This is a genomic window from Leucobacter salsicius M1-8 (assembly GCF_000350525.1).
Lineage (GTDB): Bacteria > Actinomycetota > Actinomycetes > Actinomycetales > Microbacteriaceae > Leucobacter > Leucobacter salsicius.
In genome coordinates this window covers 159,899-176,256 of record NZ_AOCN01000007.1, presented here as the reverse complement: position 1 = coordinate 176,256, position 16,358 = coordinate 159,899, and the positions used below count along the sequence as shown (strand labels likewise).

Below are 16,358 nucleotides of genomic sequence, written 5' to 3'. Positions count from 1 at the left end.
GCTTTCATGCGAAACCACACAACCACGCCTACATTCGCACGCCGGGCGCTCGCCGCCGCGGCACTGGCCGCCTCGGGAGCGCTCGCGCTCGCGGGATGCTCGGGGGCAGAACCCTCAGATGCTGCCGCCTCCGCAGATGCCGGATCGGCCCCTACGCAGGTCAGCTTTGCGCTCGACTGGGCCCCCAACACGAACCACATCGGCGTCTTCGTGGCTGACGAGCTCGGGTATTTCGAGGACGCCGGCATCGACGTCGAGATTCTGCCGTACGGCTCGGCCTCGGCTATGCAGCTCGTGTCGGCCGGCGAAGCCGACTTCAGCATCGGTGGCCAGTCGAGCGTGCAGATGGCCCGCACCTCGGGGCTCGACGTGAAGTCGGTGTACAGCATCACCCAGACTGACACGGGCCGCCTCGTCGTGCTCGGCGACCGCGAAGACATCACCCGCCCCTCAGATCTCGACGGGCTTACCTTCGGCGGCTTCGGCGCACCGCTGTACACGGCGCTTGCGAAGGGAACGATCACCGGCGACGGCGGATCGGGAGACTTCGAGGAGGTCGTGCTCGACACCGGCGCCTACGAGGCGCTGTCGCAGGGGCGCATTGATTTCACGCTGTCGGTCGCAACATGGGAGAACCTGCAGACCGAAATCGACGGACACCCATACCGGGCCTTCAAGTACCAGGACTTCGGGGTGCCAGACCAGCAGTCGACCGGCATCGTCTCGAGCGAGGCGTTTCTGAACGAACACTCCGAGGAGGCCGAGGCGTTTGTGCAGGCGGTTGCTCGCGGCTATCAGTACGCGACCGATCATCCCAGGGAGGCCGCCGACCTGCTGATCGCGGCCAACCCCGACACGCTTGGCACTGCGCAGGAACTCGTGAAGCGTTCGACCGCGCTCATGGCAGACGAGGGGTTCCTCGTCTCGCCCGATCGCCCGATCGGCGCACCGAACCCCGAGGCTTGGAACGAGTTTGGTGCGTTCCTGTTTAAGCAGGGCTTCCTCGTCGACGCCGAGGGCAAGCCACTGACAGCAGAGCCCGACTGGAGCGAGTACTACACCGACGAGTTCCTCGGTTGAACCGGCCCAGCCTCGCGAGCGCGCTGCTGCCGCCCCTCGTGGCTGCGGTGGCGTTGCTCGCGCTGTGGCAGTTCGCGTCGACTACGGGGCTGGTGCCAGCAGACATGCTGCCGTCGCCCACCCGCATCCTCGAATCGGGCCACGAGCAGCGCGACGCCCTCTGGCGCAACACGGTACCCACGCTCCTCGCGACGCTCGTGGGTTTCGCGCTCTCGGTCTCGGTGGCATTTCTCACGGCTTCGCTGCTCGATTTCTCGCCGCTGCTGCGCCGCGCGCTCCTGCCGCTGCTCATCGTGAGTCAGACCCTGCCGCTCATTGCGCTCGCCCCGCTCGTCGTGCTGTGGTTCGGATTCGGGCTACTGCCCAAGATTCTGTTGGTCGCATTCGTCACCTTCTTTCCCATGGTCGTCGGGTTCATGCGCGGCTTCGCGTCGGCAGAGCCCGAGGCCGAACACCTGCTGCGCTCGATGGGGGCAAAGCGGCTCACGGTGTTTCACATGATCCGGCTGCCCGCCTCGATCCCGTCGTTCTTCTCGTCGCTGCGCATCTCGATCACCTACGCCGTCGTCGGCGCGATCTTCGCCGAGTACGCGGGCGCCGTCACTGGCCTGGGCGTCTACATGCAGTCGGCGAAGCACGTGTTTCGCACCGACCTCGTGCTGGCCGCGGTGCTCGTGAGCACTCTGCTCACCCTCGCGCTGTATGGCACGGTCGCGCTCATCGAGCGCGTCTGCGTGCCCTGGCTGCGCATCGAACAGGGTCACGACCTGCGCACGAAGCGGGAGGTGCGTGCATGAGCGGCGTGGCATTATCTGATGCCGGATCCGGATCGAGCCGGGTGTTGTCACCCGGTTCGCCGATGCACCGTCCCCAGGGAGACCTCGAGGTACGCAGTCTGAGCCGATCGTTCGGTGACCAGGCAGTGCTGTCAGATGTCTCGTTTGAAGTCGCCGCGGGTGAGATCGTGTCGCTCGTGGGGCCAAGTGGCAGCGGCAAATCGACGCTGCTGTCGATTTTGACGGGCGCACTCGCGCCCGACGCCGGCGAGGTCCGGTACGCGGGCAAGCCAGTAGCGCGGCAGGCCACGGGGGTGCGTCCGTTCGCGTTCATGCCGCAGCGCGACGTGCTGCTGCCATGGCGGCGCATCGTCGACAATGCTGGCATCGGGCTCGAAGTCGCAGGAGTGCGCAGGGCCGAGGCTCGCCGCCGCGTGGGTGAGTTGCTTGCGCCGTTTGGGCTTGCGGGCACCGAACGGCTCTACCCGCGGCAGCTTTCGGGAGGCATGCGCCAGCGCGTATCGTTTCTGCGCACGGTCGTGCAGCAGCGACCCGTGCTGCTGCTTGACGAGCCGTTCGGCGCGCTGGACGCGATTACGCGCGATGAACTGCAGCGGTGGCTGCTCGACATCTGGGCCGAACACGGGTGGAGCATTCTGCTGATCACGCACGACATTCGCGAGGCGGTGCGCATGTCGGATCGGGTGCTCGTGTTGCCCGGGGTAGCGGGCCCGATCGCGGGTGAGGTGCGGGTCACGCGCGACATCGAGCGCGGCGACGGGTTTCTCACCGACCCGCGGGTGCCGCTTCGTGAAGCAGAGCTGCACGCACTGCTGCGGGCGGTGGCCTGGTAGAGAGGCGGCGCTGGAGCTGAGGGTCGGTGCTTGGAGAACCCCGACGCGCATCATCACATGAAGATTAGGTTACCCTAACTTTCATTCATATGATGAAGTCTGTTCAATGCGCAGGATCATTATTTCAAGGGGCAACTTCATGCAGTCTGTTCGTTCCAAGTCGCGGCGGGGACGGGTCTGTATTGCCCTCTTCGCGGCCGCGGCAATCTCTACGTCGCTCGTGCCGCAGGCCGCGCACGCGGCGGCAAACTATTCGCTTGCGGAGACGCATGAGGTGGGCGGTGTGAACCGCAACGCTGAGGTCGACGACGCTCGCGAGCGGGTGTATGTCGCTGCGGATCGAGCCGACGGGGCGCCCGGTAGCGCGATCGGGTGGCTCGATCTCGCCACGGGTGCGCCGGCCGCCGAACAGATCGAGCTGTCGAGCACGGACCCTGCCGAGATTGAGCTCAGCGTCGATGGCGAGCGGCTGTACGTCGCCCACGACCGAACGGGCGTGCTCAGCGTCGTGTCACTCGACACCAACGCAGTAACCGAGATCTCAGGCATGCCAAAGTATCCGTCAGGCATCGTGGAGGACACCGACACGGGCCTGATCTACGTCTTTGACTCTGGCGGGCTGACCCGGGTAGACCCAACAGCCGGGACGGCATCCGCCCCGATCGCGGTCAGCGGCGAGAAGTATCCGCTCGTAAAAGACGCGGTGTACGACTCTCAAAACCATATGATCTGGATCGCCGAGGGCCGCGCCAAGGTGCTCACCGGCTACAGTACTGCCGCATCAAGCTGGCTCGACAGCATCGCGATTCCCGTTGCCACCGCAGAGTTTGACGGTGAAGCTCTGGGCGGTCGGCCGAGCCTGCTCGCACTCGACGAAACCCTGGGGGAGCTGCACGTGGGAGTGCTGCCCACGATCTCAGACGACTGGGAGAACACGAGGGTCGTGAGCCTGCGGGTCGCCGATCGGGCCTATGTGGGCGCCCCGATCGAGGTGGGCGAGAACTCGTACGAGATGCTCGTGAATCCCGCCACCCACGAGGTAGTCACCACTGACGGGTTCTCAAACATGGTCTCGGTCATTAGCCCTGACACCTGGACCGCGACCACAGCCGTCGACTTCACCGCAGCGGGCGTCACTAGCGGCACCGGATCCGGTGAAGCGAACCTCTGGGGGCTCGGCGCGAGTGCAGACGGGACGCACCTCTATGTCAGCCATCCCTATACATCGCAGCTCAGCGACATCACCCGGTCGGGTGACCGGCCCACTCCGACCGTGCGCGACATTGCTCCGGGGCAGGGGCAGCCCACAACCCCTCCGGCCGAGAATGCGCCGTGGGAGGGGCCCGATGCGCCCGCCCCCGCGGCCGCACCCGCCGGGGCGAGGCAGATCGCGAATGGTGAACTGAACTGGGCGATCAACGACTACATGCTCGCTTGGGCGCCCCACCTGCTCGGCGAAGCTACTCGCACCGACGACGTCTTCGGCTTCACAGCCCCTGCTGGCTGGTGGGACCCCGCGACGGGCGAGGCTGAACTCGTGTGGACGGGTGGAGTGCGCATTCAGCACTACCCGGGTCTCGTCCCTGAACTCACGACGACAATTGGCAACCCGCGGCTCGTCACCCGCGCTGACGGCAGCGGTGAACTGAGCTTCGACGTTGCCTGGAACGTGTCGGCAAACCTTGCGAGCGATGGCTTCAAGCGGGTCTCGCTTGCCACCTTTGAGAACTCCGCGGTGCAGCTCGCAGACGACAGCGTGACGATGAATGCTTCCCCCGACTTTGCCGGGCGCGCTCTCGAAATCGACGGCTACACCTACCCCGATTCGTACCCCGCAGATTACGTCACCTGGCTCGACCCGCAGTTGCGCTCTTGGTGGCTGTCAACTGGGGCCTCGATGGACGCAGAGAAGGCACCAGCTCCGGTTAGCCTTGCGCTCACGCTCGGTGCTCCCGTAGTCGACGCCGGATCATCTGGCAGTGCCGATTCTTCGAGTGGTGTGGGATCTGCGGGAAGCGCCGATTCTTCTGGCAGCACAGGATCTGCGGGCAACAGTGATGCTGCGGGCGGCGCAACGAACAGCGCAGGCACAGGGAGTGAAGCTGCAGCCTATTCCGGCAGTTCTTCAAATCCTTCTGCGCAGGTGACTCAGCTATCAAACACCGGGTTCCTGGCCACGCCGGTCCTGCTCGCGGGCGGCGCACTGCTGCTTCTGGGCGTCGGTGTGCTGCTACTTGTCGCGGTGCGCGCCAAGCGGCGTGCGGCATCGGCGGCGGCGTTTGATCCGGAGCTGACGGAGGAGTAATTTGGGGGTGTGGGGCGGTGCTCGCCACACATACGACTCAGGGGTCCGAGCGTTCGCCCGGACCCCTGAGTTGATGCCGCCGAGTTACTGGCGACGAGACTGCACTATTTTGCGTGTGAGTGACCGAAAATGGGCGACTTCGCCTGCTCTTCCTCGGCGTCAGGGCCGAGGGGGATGCCGCTGCGGTCGCGCAGCAGAAGCGTCGCGATCAGGGCCAGAGTGGCCATACCGACCAGGTAGAACGCGACCGACCAGGTCGTGCCGGTCGCCTGCACGAGCGCCGTCGCGATGGTGGGGGCAAAGGCGCCGCCCAGAATTGCACCGAAGGCATACGAGATCGATACGCCCGAGAATCGCACCGAAGCGGGGAAGAGCTCTGCGTACAGGGCGGCCTGCGGGCCGTAAGTGAGGCCCAGGCCGACCGTGAGGATCATCAGCCCGAGGAAGATCATCGAGATCTCGCCGGTGTTGACGAGCGGGAACAATACGAGGGCGCCAACGATGAGCGCAATCCAGCCGATGATGTAGGTGTTTCGGCGACCAATGTAGTCGCTCATCCAGCCACCGAGCCAAGTGAAGACGAGCCAGCCGACAGACGCGCCGGTGACCGCCCACAGAATCGGGCCGCGATCGAGACCGATCGGGCCCTCGGGGTTGGTGACGTAGTTCTGGATGTAGCCACCCGTCGACATGTAGCCCGCGGCATTGTTGCCAGCAAAAATGAGGGCCGCGATGATGACGAGGAGCCAGTGCTTGCGGAAGAGCTGCAGGATCGGGGTCTTCGGGGCCTCGCTGCGCTTCTCGAGCTCGAGGAAGACGGGGCTTTCCTCGACGTGACGGCGAATGAAGTAACCCACGAAAATGAGCACGACGCTGAAGAGGAACGGGATGCGCCAGCCCCACTCAACGAATGCCTCACCCGGTGCGATGACGGACATGATGGCCATCATTCCCGAGGCGAGCAACAGACCGATCGGCACACCGATCTGAGGCGAAGCGCCAAAGAGCCCACGCTTCTTCTTGGGAGCGTGCTCGACGGCCATGAGTACAGCGCCGCCCCACTCGCCACCGGCAGAGATGCCCTGCAGAATACGCAGCAGGATCAGCAGGATCGGCGCGGTGATGCCGATCATTGCGTAGGTGGGAAGTAAGCCGATGAGCGTGGTTGCGACGCCCATCATGATGAGCGTGACCATGAGTACCACACGGCGGCCGTACTTGTCACCGAAGTGACCGGCCAAGAATGCTCCGAGCGGGCGGAAGAGGAAACTGAGTCCGACGGTGAGGAACGACAGCAGCAGCGCGACGCTCGGGCCTGCCGGGCCAAAGAACGTGGTCGCGAACACGAGGCCTGCAGCCTGTGCGTAAATAAAGAAGTCGTACCACTCCACAGTGGTTCCAACGATGGTGGCAAACACCACTCGTCGCTGGTCGCTGGTCGTGGCGATTGTTCCTGTGGGGGTGAAGGGTTCTGTCCTTGCGGGCACTTCCATGTGCTTACTCCTTGAATGTGACAACACTGTCTTGGGTGGTTAGTGGTATTGGGTTTCGGGGGCGACGGGGCGCTATCGCGCAACCGCGAGGGAACTAGGCAGCGGCGCAGGGCCTCTCAAACTGTACTCAGTGAGGACCCCATTTGCCCATTCCTGGGCTACATCCGTCGCGTCGAGTGGGCCTGAGGCGTCGTGGCGACCATACTCGCCCACACGAGATGCCCCACGGGCCGATAGCGCTTCATCAAGAAGCTCGCTGCCACGCGAATAGGTTTTGGTGTAGCTGCGGTCACCCAGCCCAAAGACTGCGTAGTTCAGGTGAGAGAGGTCGGCAGTGCCCTGAGTGAGCGCATCGTGGAATGCGCGCACGTTTGTGGGAAGCTCCCCGTCGCCATAGCTGGAGCAGAGCACGAGGTACAGCCGCGAGGACTCGAAAGAGTCGGGGGAGAACTCGCTAAGGTCCTCGACCAAGACGTCGGATCCGCCGCCCAGATGCTGACTCAGCCCCTCCGCGACGAGCTCGGCATTGCCCGACTCCGTGCCAAAGAGCACGGTAACCGGGACGCCGGTGGCGCCGCCAACGATCGCCGCGTGCTCAACGTGATCGGCTTCCGATGGGACCACGGACATGTCTGAAGCAGCGGAGACGAGCTCTGCAAAGGAACGGAACTTGGCGCGGGTGCGCCCGGGCAGCGCGCGCTGTTTCTCCTGAACATCGATGCGGCGCCAACCGTCGAAGTCGACCCGGTGCACAAGGTGGTTCAGTTTCTCGATTCCCGAAGCACTGATGGGCACCGATCCGGCATCGATATCTTGGGCGAGCGCGAGCGCGAGATCCCTAGAATCTGCTCGCTGATCTGGGATCGTGCCCCGCGGGCCGCGGCGCAGCCAGCCGGCCACGTAGTATCCCGGATCGATTCTGCCGCTCGCGTGTTCCCCGGGGACGACGAGGGTCGACGCGTCGGCGGCGAACCCGATCGCCGTGATGACGGAGCCTGCCTGCACCGTCACGGGCCCGTCGGCGGTCATAAGCTCCACCGAGCGGACGGCAGTGTCGCCTAAGAGGGCCGTCGGCGAGCTTTCGAACCACCAGTGCACGGTGAGCCGCGCGCCCGGGGTGACGGAGAGCGCGTGCACCGCATCGAGCCTGGCATCCTTGCCGACCGTGATCGCCTCCAGATTGACCCCGTGCACCTGGTGGGAGATGCCCGGCAGCCCGGCCAGCTCGCGCATCATGACCGGATCGAACTTCGCGTGCTCTGGTGCCGAGCGGCCGACGACGTGGACCGTGCGCACGGCGCCCGTCAGCTGCGCATGGGTGTCGGTGTCGAGATCAGTACCATCCAGGTCGTCGCGCGCGATGAGACGCACCGCGTCGAGCGCAACGTTACCGTGGCCCACCACGAGAACGGATTCGCCCAGTGTGATCGTGGAATCATGCTCGTCGGGGTGACCGTTGAGCTTGCGGGTGACCTGCCCGGCACCGTGCACACCCTCGAGATCGGCGCCCTGAATGTCGAGGCGCGCGTCCTCGCGCAGGCCGCTCGCAAGGACCACCGCGTCGAACGAGCCCCGCAGTTCTTCGACGGTGATGTCACTGCCGATGTTGACTCCGCCGTGGAAGCGTATGTTGTCGCCCAGGAACAGGCGGTCGAACTGGCGCGAGATCGACTTGGTGCCCTGATGGTCGGCCGCGACCCCGTAGCGCAGCAGGCCGTACGGCACAGGGAGGCGGTCGAAGACGTCAATTTTGGCCTGTGGGAAGCGCTTGTGAATCGCCTGCGCGGTGAAGCATCCGGCGGGCCCGGATCCCACAATCGCGACCCGCGGGGCAAGGGCGGACGCCTGCGTGACAGCTGCCGGAGAGGCCTGGACGTTACTGCTGGCAGAGCCGGCTACCGGGGCAGGTAGTTCTGCCGTCGCAGCCGCATCCCAGGTGACCGGGAGGTCCAGCATTCCGCGGAAGACCCAGCCCCCGATGTGGGCGGGGCGTTCGGGGTGCAGCTGCAGCCCCCGAACGCGCTCGAAGAGCTTGGGCAGGCCGACCGCGGCGACCTCGGCTCGCGCTACCCAGGCGCCGAGGCAGACGTGAACGCCCTTGCTGAAGGCCAAATGGGGCTTCACCTGTCGGAAGATGTCGAAGGACTGCGCGTCCTCCCAGAGAGTTTCGTCGCGGTTCGCCGAGAGGATGCAGATGCCGAGACGGGCGCCAGTGGGCAGTGTCACCCCGGCGAGCTCGGTCTCCCGCGTCACCTGTCGGGAGTACATGCCGATGGGTGCGACCCAGCGGATCGTCTCGTCGAACACGGTGGGCCACAGGCCCGGGTCTCTCGCGACTGCGGCGCGCTGCTCGGGGTGCGTGAGCATCGCCCACGCGGCGACGCCGATGGCGTCGCGCGGCTCGTTGAGACCACCACCGATCGTCATCTTAACGTTGGCGCGAATCTTCTCGAGCGGCATTTGGTAGTCGGGAATGCGCAGGAGCGACGACAGGAGAGAGTCGTCGGGATTCTTGGCATGCCAGTGCAGCATCTCGTCGAGTGCAATGTCGACCTCGTCGAACGATTGCTTGCCTCGTGCCCACACCTCGGGGTCGTCTGCGTAGTTGCCCGTGGCGTCGATCATGGTCTGAGACCACCGCTGCAGGTCTGACTGGTCGGCGTTGTACAGGCCGATGATCTCGCGCAGGTTCTCTGCCGAGTACGGCGCCGCAAAGTCCCAGATGAGGTCTGCACCAGGGCCCTTGGCAATCATCTCGTCCAGGTAGCGATCGGCATTGCGCTCAAACATGCGGGTCCAGGTGCGCTTGACCGCGCCCGGGCGCAGCGCGGGCTGCCAGGCCTTGCGCTCGAGGTAGTGCTCAGGATCGTCGCGGCGCAGCATGGAGTGGCCCATTGCACGGATCTGCAACGAGCCCTCTTCGTTTGCCGAGAAGATTTCTTGATCGAACTCGGTGGTGTGCACCGCCTCGTAGCTGGTGATCAGGTAGCGCCCAACCGCTGGCACCCAGTGCACGCCGCCTTCGGCCCGCAACCGCTCATAGATAGGGAAGGGGTCTTGATAGAGGTCGGGAATGGTTACCCAGTCCGCGACCGGCGCTGGTCGGCCCATGATCACACATCCTTGTATTCACTGTCGGATCAACTGCGTCCAGTGTCACAAATGAAATACTCTAAGAAAAGCGGAATTAATCGACGAGTATGTTGTGTTTGGTCGAATATTGGAGAGTGCATGTGGGAGATTCCTGACTTCACGCTGCGCCAGCTGTCGTACCTCGTAGCAGTAACCGACGCGGGCACACTGGCCGCCGCCGCGGCCCAGCTGCACGTGTCGACGTCGACGCTGTCTGACGCGCTCACCGAGCTCGACCGCATTATGGGCACGCCGTTGACCGTGCGCCGGCGAGCGCACGGAGCGACCCTTACCCCGGCGGGCCACCTGGTGGTGGCGCACGCGCGCAAACTGTTGCTCTCGGCGCATGAACTCGCACGGGTACTTGAGGGGGAGCCCGGCGAACTCGTGGGCCCCATCACCATTGCCTGCTACCCCACGCTTTCGCCGACGATCTTGCCACCGCTGCTGCACGATTTTGGTGAGGCACACCCACGAGTGGATCTCATCATGCGGGAAGTCACGCACGATCAACTCGAGGGCCGCATCGAATCGGGTGACATCGATGTGGCGTTCGTCTACGAGACGCTCGTGCCGGGCAATCCGAGTAGGGAGCGACTGTTCTCACTCCCCGCGCACGTGCTGCTTGCCGTCAATGACCCGTTCGCGAATCGACCGACGATCCGGCTCGAAGATGTCACGGAGCGGGACCTGATTCTCCTCGATGCGCCGCCCTCGAGCGAGCACACGCTGTCGTTGTTTCGTGAACGGGGGATCACCCCGCGCATTCGGCACCGCACCTCCAGCTACGAGGCGGTTCGCACGCTTGTGGGTAGAGGGCTCGGGTACGGCGTCCTCGTTCAGCGACCAGAAAACCCTGCGAGCTATGAGGGGTACCCTGTGGTTATGAAAGAGATCTCGCCTGCCGTGCGCCCCGTCGGGGTCGACGTCATCTGGTCGTCGAGCCACGCGCCGACACCGAGAGTCGAGGCGCTTATCCAGTTTGCCCGTGACGTCGAATGGCCGGGAAGTCGAGCATGACATCACTGGTGTGGGGCATTAAGGGCTCGCTCATGAACTACGTCAACCGCATGGAAGACGGGGCCGTTGAACTGGACGGCGTCGAACGGGAATCGAATGGCGAGCTGGTGTTTGCGGGCTCCGGTCTTCGATTCACGGGGGTTGTGCGGCTCACGGGGCACAGCGGCATGATGCGCGTCGTGCTCGCGGATCCGGCCCTGGTCGAGACACCCTCGGGGTGGGCGCTCGAGCTGGGTGACGACGCAGGGGAGAGACTGCGGTTCACGTCTATTGCAACCTTCGATGGCGTGCGCGGCACCGGACTCACACTCACCGAGGAGGGTTCGGACCTCTTCTTCGGGCCGTATGAAGAGGGGACGCCGCTCGACGACTTCTATCTCAGGTGATGTGGCTGAGTGCAACCCGCAGATATGCGGCTCGGGCGCAGTCAAGGAAACTACACTCCTGCCCATGACCGAATCTCAGGGTGAACTCATCGCGGTACCGAATCAGGGCGGCTATCAGCTGCATCTGGTGGATGACCCTATCGAGCCTGCGGTGCCCCACCCCAATCCTGTGCTCGTGCGCGCGCTCGACAAGGTGCTCGGCGTGCAGCGGCCGATCGTGCTCGCGCACATTCGCAGCATTCGGCTGCGCAATCCGCACGCGACGCCGGCGCAGCTCATTAAGATCCTCGAACGCCGCTACCTGCTGGCCGTCACGGGTGGCGGGGCGGCTGTGGGCGCAAGCGCGGTGATCCCGGTGGTTTCGACCCCGGTCGCGCTCACGCTTGCGGGGGTCGAGACCGTCGGCTTCCTCGAAAGCACGGGGCTCTTCGCGCAGTCCGTTGCCGAGGTCCATGGGATCCCGGTCGAGGATCCCGACCGCGCCCGCATCCTCATCATGACGCTCATGCTGGGCAAAGAAGCGGGCGATTTGCTGGGTCAGTTCACCCGGCAGGTGACGGGGCGCGGCGGCTCGCGCTCCGTGTTCTGGGGCGAAATTGTCACTTCGGCTCTGCCTCGGGGCTCGGTTGGATTCGTACTGGATCGACTGCAAGCGGCCTTCCTGCGCAAGTTCGCAAAATTTGGTGCCGGATCGATCGTGGGCAAGGCCCTGCCGTTCGGCATCGGTGCCGCCGTCGGTGGCACCGGAAACCTGCTGCTCGGACGCAAGGTCGTGACGTCGTCGCAGCACGCATTCGGACCCGCGCCGGCCACATTCCCTGAGACGCTCGAGCCCAGAGAAGGAGCCGAGCCCATCGAACTGCGTGCGTTCAAGGGACTGCGCGCTGCGGGTGCTGGTGTCGCCGCGGGCCTCACGAAGGGTGTGGCGGCGGGGGCAAAGGGTGTTGCGACGGGAGCGAACGGTGTCGCATCGGGGGCCAAGCGTGCGACAAAAGCGATCACACGCTCGAAGTCCGAGTAGACCACCCGAGGCTGCCGAAGCCCCGGTCAAGGCTCGTTGACCTTCGCCTGAATCCTCAAAGACGGTGATTGCCGAATTCTGAATTAGAGGACACTCGTCGCTAAAATCTTCCGGGGGCTGCGCTGGCAGTGGGGCGAACGAGGAGAGAACGTGTTTGGTTGGTTCAAGCGAGGTACAGACCCTTACGGCGAGAAGGGGCTCGAGCAGTTCAAAGCAAGCACGGTCTGAGGCTCGCGACGCACGAAGAATCATTTGGGGTGTTCGGCGAATTGCGTGCACGTATTGCAGGCCTCGCAGAAAACGGCACGCTCTCTGAGCTTGAAGGTCTGTACCGCACCGCGGTCGAGCGCCGGGAGGTCCTGCCGAATGGTCGGTTGCTGAGTGCAGTCATTCCGTATTGGGCCACGGGGGACCGGGTACCCGACGACCTCGAACAGATGCCGCAGTACCTTGACCCTTTCGCGCGCCGCTTTAACGAGGCACCGTCGCCCCTCACTGGTGCCGTGTACGCCCAGGCGCTGCTGCAACTCGCGGGAATGGAACGTGGGGCGGCCTGGGCTCATGAAACAGAGCCAAGCCAGTGGGCGGGGTTTGCCGCAGCCCTCAGTACTGCTCAATCCGTACTTGATGCAGCGAACCCCCATGGCGAGGATCACTATTTCTGGCTGGAGGTGTCGAGCGAGATCGGGCAGGTCACGGGCATGAGCGATGCCGCACGGGAAGCACTTTTCGAGCGGGCATGGAGCCTGGATCGCATTAATATCTCGTTGTTTGGTGGGCACATGCAATCGCTGTTGCCGCGGTGGTCTGGCAGGGACGGGCGTTACGCTGACCTGTTTGCGCGGCGGGTACTCGAACTGACCGGAGCCGAACTCGGGTGCGGTGGGTACCTGGTTGCGTACTCGTACTGGGCGAGTTACCCCTCGAACCCGCAGGTTGAGTTCGAAGAAGCCGTACTTGACCAGAGCCTCATGCGTCAGGGGTACTACGACCTGCTGCAGCGATACCCCGAGTCCCTTGTCATGCGCAACACATTGGCCTGCACCATGTCGTGGATGGGCGACGAGGATCTCGTGAAGCAGCAATTCGACAGCGGCCTGCGGCTCATCGACCACGACAGCTGGGGCGGCGTGACGGAGTTCATGTCGCTCGATCGGGCGGCGCGCGCATTCACCTATGCTCGCGAGGTTGCATAGCGCGATTCAGCGCATGGAAGCTGCCTGCTTTGCAGTAAAGATGCGGCCCGGGATCTGGCACTTGATGTGCCGGATCCCGGGCCGTAGTTAGAGGCGCGCTCTGCTTGTCAGACGCTGCTCGAACTTGGAGCTATGCGACGACGCCTACAGCCGCCGCAAGTTCGTTCAGGCCAACTACCAGCGCGTCGACCTCTTCGACGGTGTTGTAGGGTGCCAACCCCGCGCGAATGCCGCCGGGCTCGCCGAGGCCCATCTGGTGGCACGCGTCGATCGCGTAGAAGTTGCCGGCCTGCACGAGTAGGTTCTGCTCGGTGAGCTTGCGCTCCACCTCGATGGGGTTGAGCCCGTCGATGGTGAACAGCAGCGTTGAGGTGCGCTGCTGTGCCCGAGACCAGAGCGTAAGTCCGGGCACCTTGGCGAGGCCTTCTTCAAGGCGTGTGCGCAGGTCGAGTTCGTACTCATCGATCGCGTGCATCGCAGCGACGATGCGTTCGCGGCGGGTGCCGCCTGCGGCCGCGGCGGGCGCGAGGCTCGCGATGTAATCGACTGAAGCGGTGACGCCCGCGAGGATCTCGTAGGGAAGCGTGCCGAGCTCAAACTTCTCGGGCACCACGTTGGGCGACGGCGCCAGCTTGTCGGGTTCAAGTTCTTCGAGCAGTGCGGGGTCGGCGGCGAGCACGCCGCAGTGAGGGCCAAAGAGCTTGTAGGGGGAGTACGTGTAGAAATCGGCGCCAAGCAGCTTCACGTCAACCGCGGAGTGCGCGGTGTTGTGTACGCCGTCGACGTAGAGCAGCGCGCCGACCGCGTGCGTGACTGCAGCAATTGCGGCGACGTCAGGCTGGGTTCCCACGAAGTTCGAGGCACCCGTGACGGCGACCTGGCGGGTGCGCTCGTCAACGAGGCGTTCGAACTCGCCCACGGGCAGCTCGCCCGTGGCGTGGTCGAACTTGGCGTAGCGCACCTCGACGCCCACTCGCTCGGCAGCAAGTACCCATGGCTGGACGTTTGAGTTGTGCTCGAGGGTGGTGAGCACGATGTTGTCGCCGGGCTGCCACCGCTTCGAGAGCGTGCGCGCAAACTCCATAGCGAGCTGCGTAGAGCTGCGACCGTGGACGATACCGGCGGGGTCAGCGCCGAGGAGGTCCGCCGCCGCGGCCCGAAACTCAACGATGGCACGCTCTGCATTGCGCCCGGTGGGCGACAGCGGGTTGCGGTACGAGGTAGGAGCGATGGCTGCCGCCGCCATGCGTTCGGCGACCACATCGGGCACCTGTGTGCCGCCCGGCGCATCGAAGAATGCGTAGCCGTGCGCGAGGGCCGAAAAGTCGGCCCGAATGTTTTCGCCCGAGAAGGTCATGGTTTCTCCTTTGAATGGGAACTCGGAGGCTGCCGCAGTGCGCGCCAGAATTGATAATCCTAAGTGTAGGGTAATTCAAGCTTGTGATTGTTAGGTATTATTGACAGACTACCTTTGGTTTATCGCATCGGGCTTCCCGGTGTGACTTCATCAATGAAGCTGGAGAGCTCATGTCAACTACCACCGCAGCGCACGCTACGACCGAACAAGAAAACGAAGTTCGTTTTCGTATCGGTCTTCTCGGCGCGTTCATTCCACCGATCGCCCTGGTGATCGGGTCGATTTACTTCTTCGTCGGTGAACAGGTCTTCGACCTCACCGCACTCGCCGTCGCCGGATTTATCGGTATTTTCATCAGCTCCTGGCTCGCGCGCAGCCAGTCGAACTTCTGGAACGCGGCAATCGCCGGCGTCAGCACAAAGACCGCAGCCACGCTGTTCGTGCTCATGCTGATGGTCGGCCTGTTGTCTGAGATGCTCAAGACCACGGGCGTCTCGAGCGGCTTCATCTGGCTCGCACAGACTCTTAATATCTCGAGCGCACCGTTCGCGAGGCTCACGTTCCTCGTCACGGGTGCCATCGCGCTTGCGACGGGTTCATCAATCGGCACCATGTTCACGATGTTCCCGATCATGTACTCGGCCGGCGTCGCAATCGGTGCCGAGCCCGTGCTGCTGGCCGGCGCGATCCTCTCGGGCGCGATCTTCGGGGACAACCTGGCCCCCATCTCTGACACGACAGTGATCTCTGCAACGACGCAGCGCTACCGTCGCCGCGAGGGGCTTGCCGACGTGGGTGGCGTGGTGCGCGCCCGTACCCGTTACGCACTGCCCGCCGCGGGCATCACGGCGATCGGTTTCCTGATAGCGGGGTTTGTCATGGCAGACGATTCGGCACATGCTGTGATCGAGGCCGACGCTGACCCGACGGGACTGTGGATGTTGCTCGCTGTCGCCGCGCTGCTCATTGTTGCCTTCACTAAGCGAGACATCTACCTCGCCGTGGGAGTGGGGCTCGTCGTTGGCACGATCACCGCACTCGTCACCGGCCTCACCGATCTGCCCGGCATTGTCGGAGCCTCGGAGGGCGCCCCCACCGGTTACCTAATCACCGGCTTCGCGGGCATGCTGCCCCTCATCGGTTTGTTGGTCGCGATCTTCTCGATGATCGGCATCATTGAGGCCTCAGGCATCTTCGATCGTGTGGTCGCGTCGCTGCTGAGCCGACCGAAGATGCAGTCCGTGCGCGGCGCCGAGATCACCATGGGTATCTCGGGTCTGCTCTGCACCGTCGTGCTCGCGGGCCTCAACGGCCCCGGTATCGCGTTCGCTGGCCCGCTCACCGACAAGATCGGTGGCGCCGCCGGGTTGCACCCGTACCGCCGCTCGAACGTGATGGACTGCTTCGCCATGGTCGGCACCGTCGTGCCGATCGTGAGCTCGTTCCTGCTCATCGCGTCGGTCGGCACACAGGGCTACGAAGGCGTACCCGCGCTCAGCATCTTTGCGATCGTCACCGCTGCGTTCTACCCGTTCGCGCTCGCGCTCGTGCTGATCTTTGCGATCGCCACCGGTTGGGGCCGCACGTATGAGGGCCAGGGCGGTGTGGAGCAGGCTGATCCGGATCTGGAATACCAGGCCGAACTCACCGGCACCGTCCCCGTTATGCACCTGAAGTAGCGAGCCGCGCCAATCTGACAGGCGCCGTTTTCCCGCAAAGGCGGGAGAACGGCGCCTGT

The 16,358-nt window shown here is 64.4% G+C and carries 12 protein-coding genes; 9 read left to right on the top strand and 3 right to left on the bottom strand.

Features of this window, described 5'->3' with window-relative positions; genetic code table 11:
- Positions 1–6: 6 nt before the first annotated feature.
- The 4 genes from C795_RS0102000 (at position 7) to C795_RS0101985 (ending at position 5,015) form a co-directional block, all read left to right on the top strand.
- Positions 7–1,080 carry an ABC transporter substrate-binding protein gene (locus C795_RS0102000; protein WP_157486912.1) on the top strand — a complete coding sequence of 358 codons (1,074 nt, stop codon included), beginning with the start codon at positions 7–9 and terminating at the stop codon, positions 1,078–1,080.
- The gene (locus C795_RS0101995; protein WP_017792088.1) at positions 1,077–1,877 is read left to right on the top strand and encodes an ABC transporter permease; all 801 of its coding nucleotides are present in this window, start codon (positions 1,077–1,079) and stop codon (positions 1,875–1,877) included. The genes C795_RS0102000 and C795_RS0101995 overlap by 4 nt, the downstream gene beginning before the upstream one ends.
- Positions 1,874–2,710, top strand: coding sequence for an ABC transporter ATP-binding protein (locus C795_RS0101990; protein WP_232225406.1), 837 nt, complete (start codon positions 1,874–1,876; stop codon positions 2,708–2,710). Before C795_RS0101995 ends, C795_RS0101990 begins: the two co-directional genes overlap by 4 nt.
- A gap of 139 nt (positions 2,711–2,849) precedes the next feature.
- Positions 2,850–5,015, top strand: a complete 2,166-nt coding sequence (locus C795_RS0101985) for an HtaA domain-containing protein (RefSeq protein ID WP_198008409.1) — start codon at positions 2,850–2,852, stop codon at positions 5,013–5,015.
- Between the two features lie 104 nt (positions 5,016–5,119).
- On the opposite strand, the gene C795_RS0101980 is transcribed toward C795_RS0101985, so the two are convergent.
- Positions 5,120–6,508 carry an MFS transporter gene (locus C795_RS0101980; protein ID WP_017792085.1) on the bottom strand — a complete coding sequence of 463 codons (1,389 nt, stop codon included), beginning with the start codon at positions 6,506–6,508 and terminating at the stop codon, positions 5,120–5,122.
- Positions 6,509–6,580: 72 nt separating this feature from the next.
- Positions 6,581–9,619 (bottom strand): cytochrome P450, encoded by a 3,039-nt coding sequence (locus C795_RS16400; protein ID WP_017792084.1) that lies wholly within the window; start codon positions 9,617–9,619, stop codon positions 6,581–6,583.
- A 120-nt stretch (positions 9,620–9,739) separates the two neighbouring features.
- Between C795_RS16400 and C795_RS0101970 the strand changes: the two genes are divergently transcribed.
- The 4 genes from C795_RS0101970 to C795_RS0101955 all read left to right on the top strand — a co-directional run bounded on the left by C795_RS0101970 (position 9,740) and on the right by C795_RS0101955 (position 13,263).
- Positions 9,740–10,660, top strand: a complete 921-nt coding sequence (locus C795_RS0101970) for a LysR family transcriptional regulator (RefSeq protein WP_017792083.1) — start codon at positions 9,740–9,742, stop codon at positions 10,658–10,660.
- A complete protein-coding gene (locus tag C795_RS0101965) occupies positions 10,657–11,046 on the top strand; it encodes an HtaA domain-containing protein (protein WP_017792082.1) in 390 nt (129 codons plus the stop codon). The genes C795_RS0101970 and C795_RS0101965 overlap by 4 nt, the downstream gene beginning before the upstream one ends.
- A 64-nt stretch (positions 11,047–11,110) precedes the next feature.
- Positions 11,111–12,067 (top strand): hypothetical protein, encoded by a 957-nt coding sequence (locus C795_RS14820; RefSeq protein WP_017792081.1) that lies wholly within the window; start codon positions 11,111–11,113, stop codon positions 12,065–12,067.
- A 257-nt stretch (positions 12,068–12,324) separates the two neighbouring features.
- Positions 12,325–13,263 carry a hypothetical protein gene (locus C795_RS0101955; RefSeq protein ID WP_017792080.1) on the top strand — a complete coding sequence of 313 codons (939 nt, stop codon included), beginning with the start codon at positions 12,325–12,327 and terminating at the stop codon, positions 13,261–13,263.
- Positions 13,264–13,393: 130 nt separating this feature from the next.
- Here the strand turns inward: C795_RS0101955 and C795_RS0101950 are convergent, their stop codons facing one another.
- On the bottom strand, positions 13,394–14,620 hold the full coding sequence (locus C795_RS0101950) for a cysteine desulfurase-like protein (RefSeq protein WP_017792079.1): 1,227 nt from the start codon (positions 14,618–14,620) through the stop codon (positions 13,394–13,396).
- 170 nt (positions 14,621–14,790) lie between these two features.
- Between C795_RS0101950 and C795_RS14815 the strand changes: the two genes are divergently transcribed.
- Positions 14,791–16,299, top strand: a complete 1,509-nt coding sequence (locus C795_RS14815) for a Na+/H+ antiporter NhaC family protein (protein WP_017792078.1) — start codon at positions 14,791–14,793, stop codon at positions 16,297–16,299.
- The last annotated feature ends 59 nt before the right edge of the window (positions 16,300–16,358 follow it).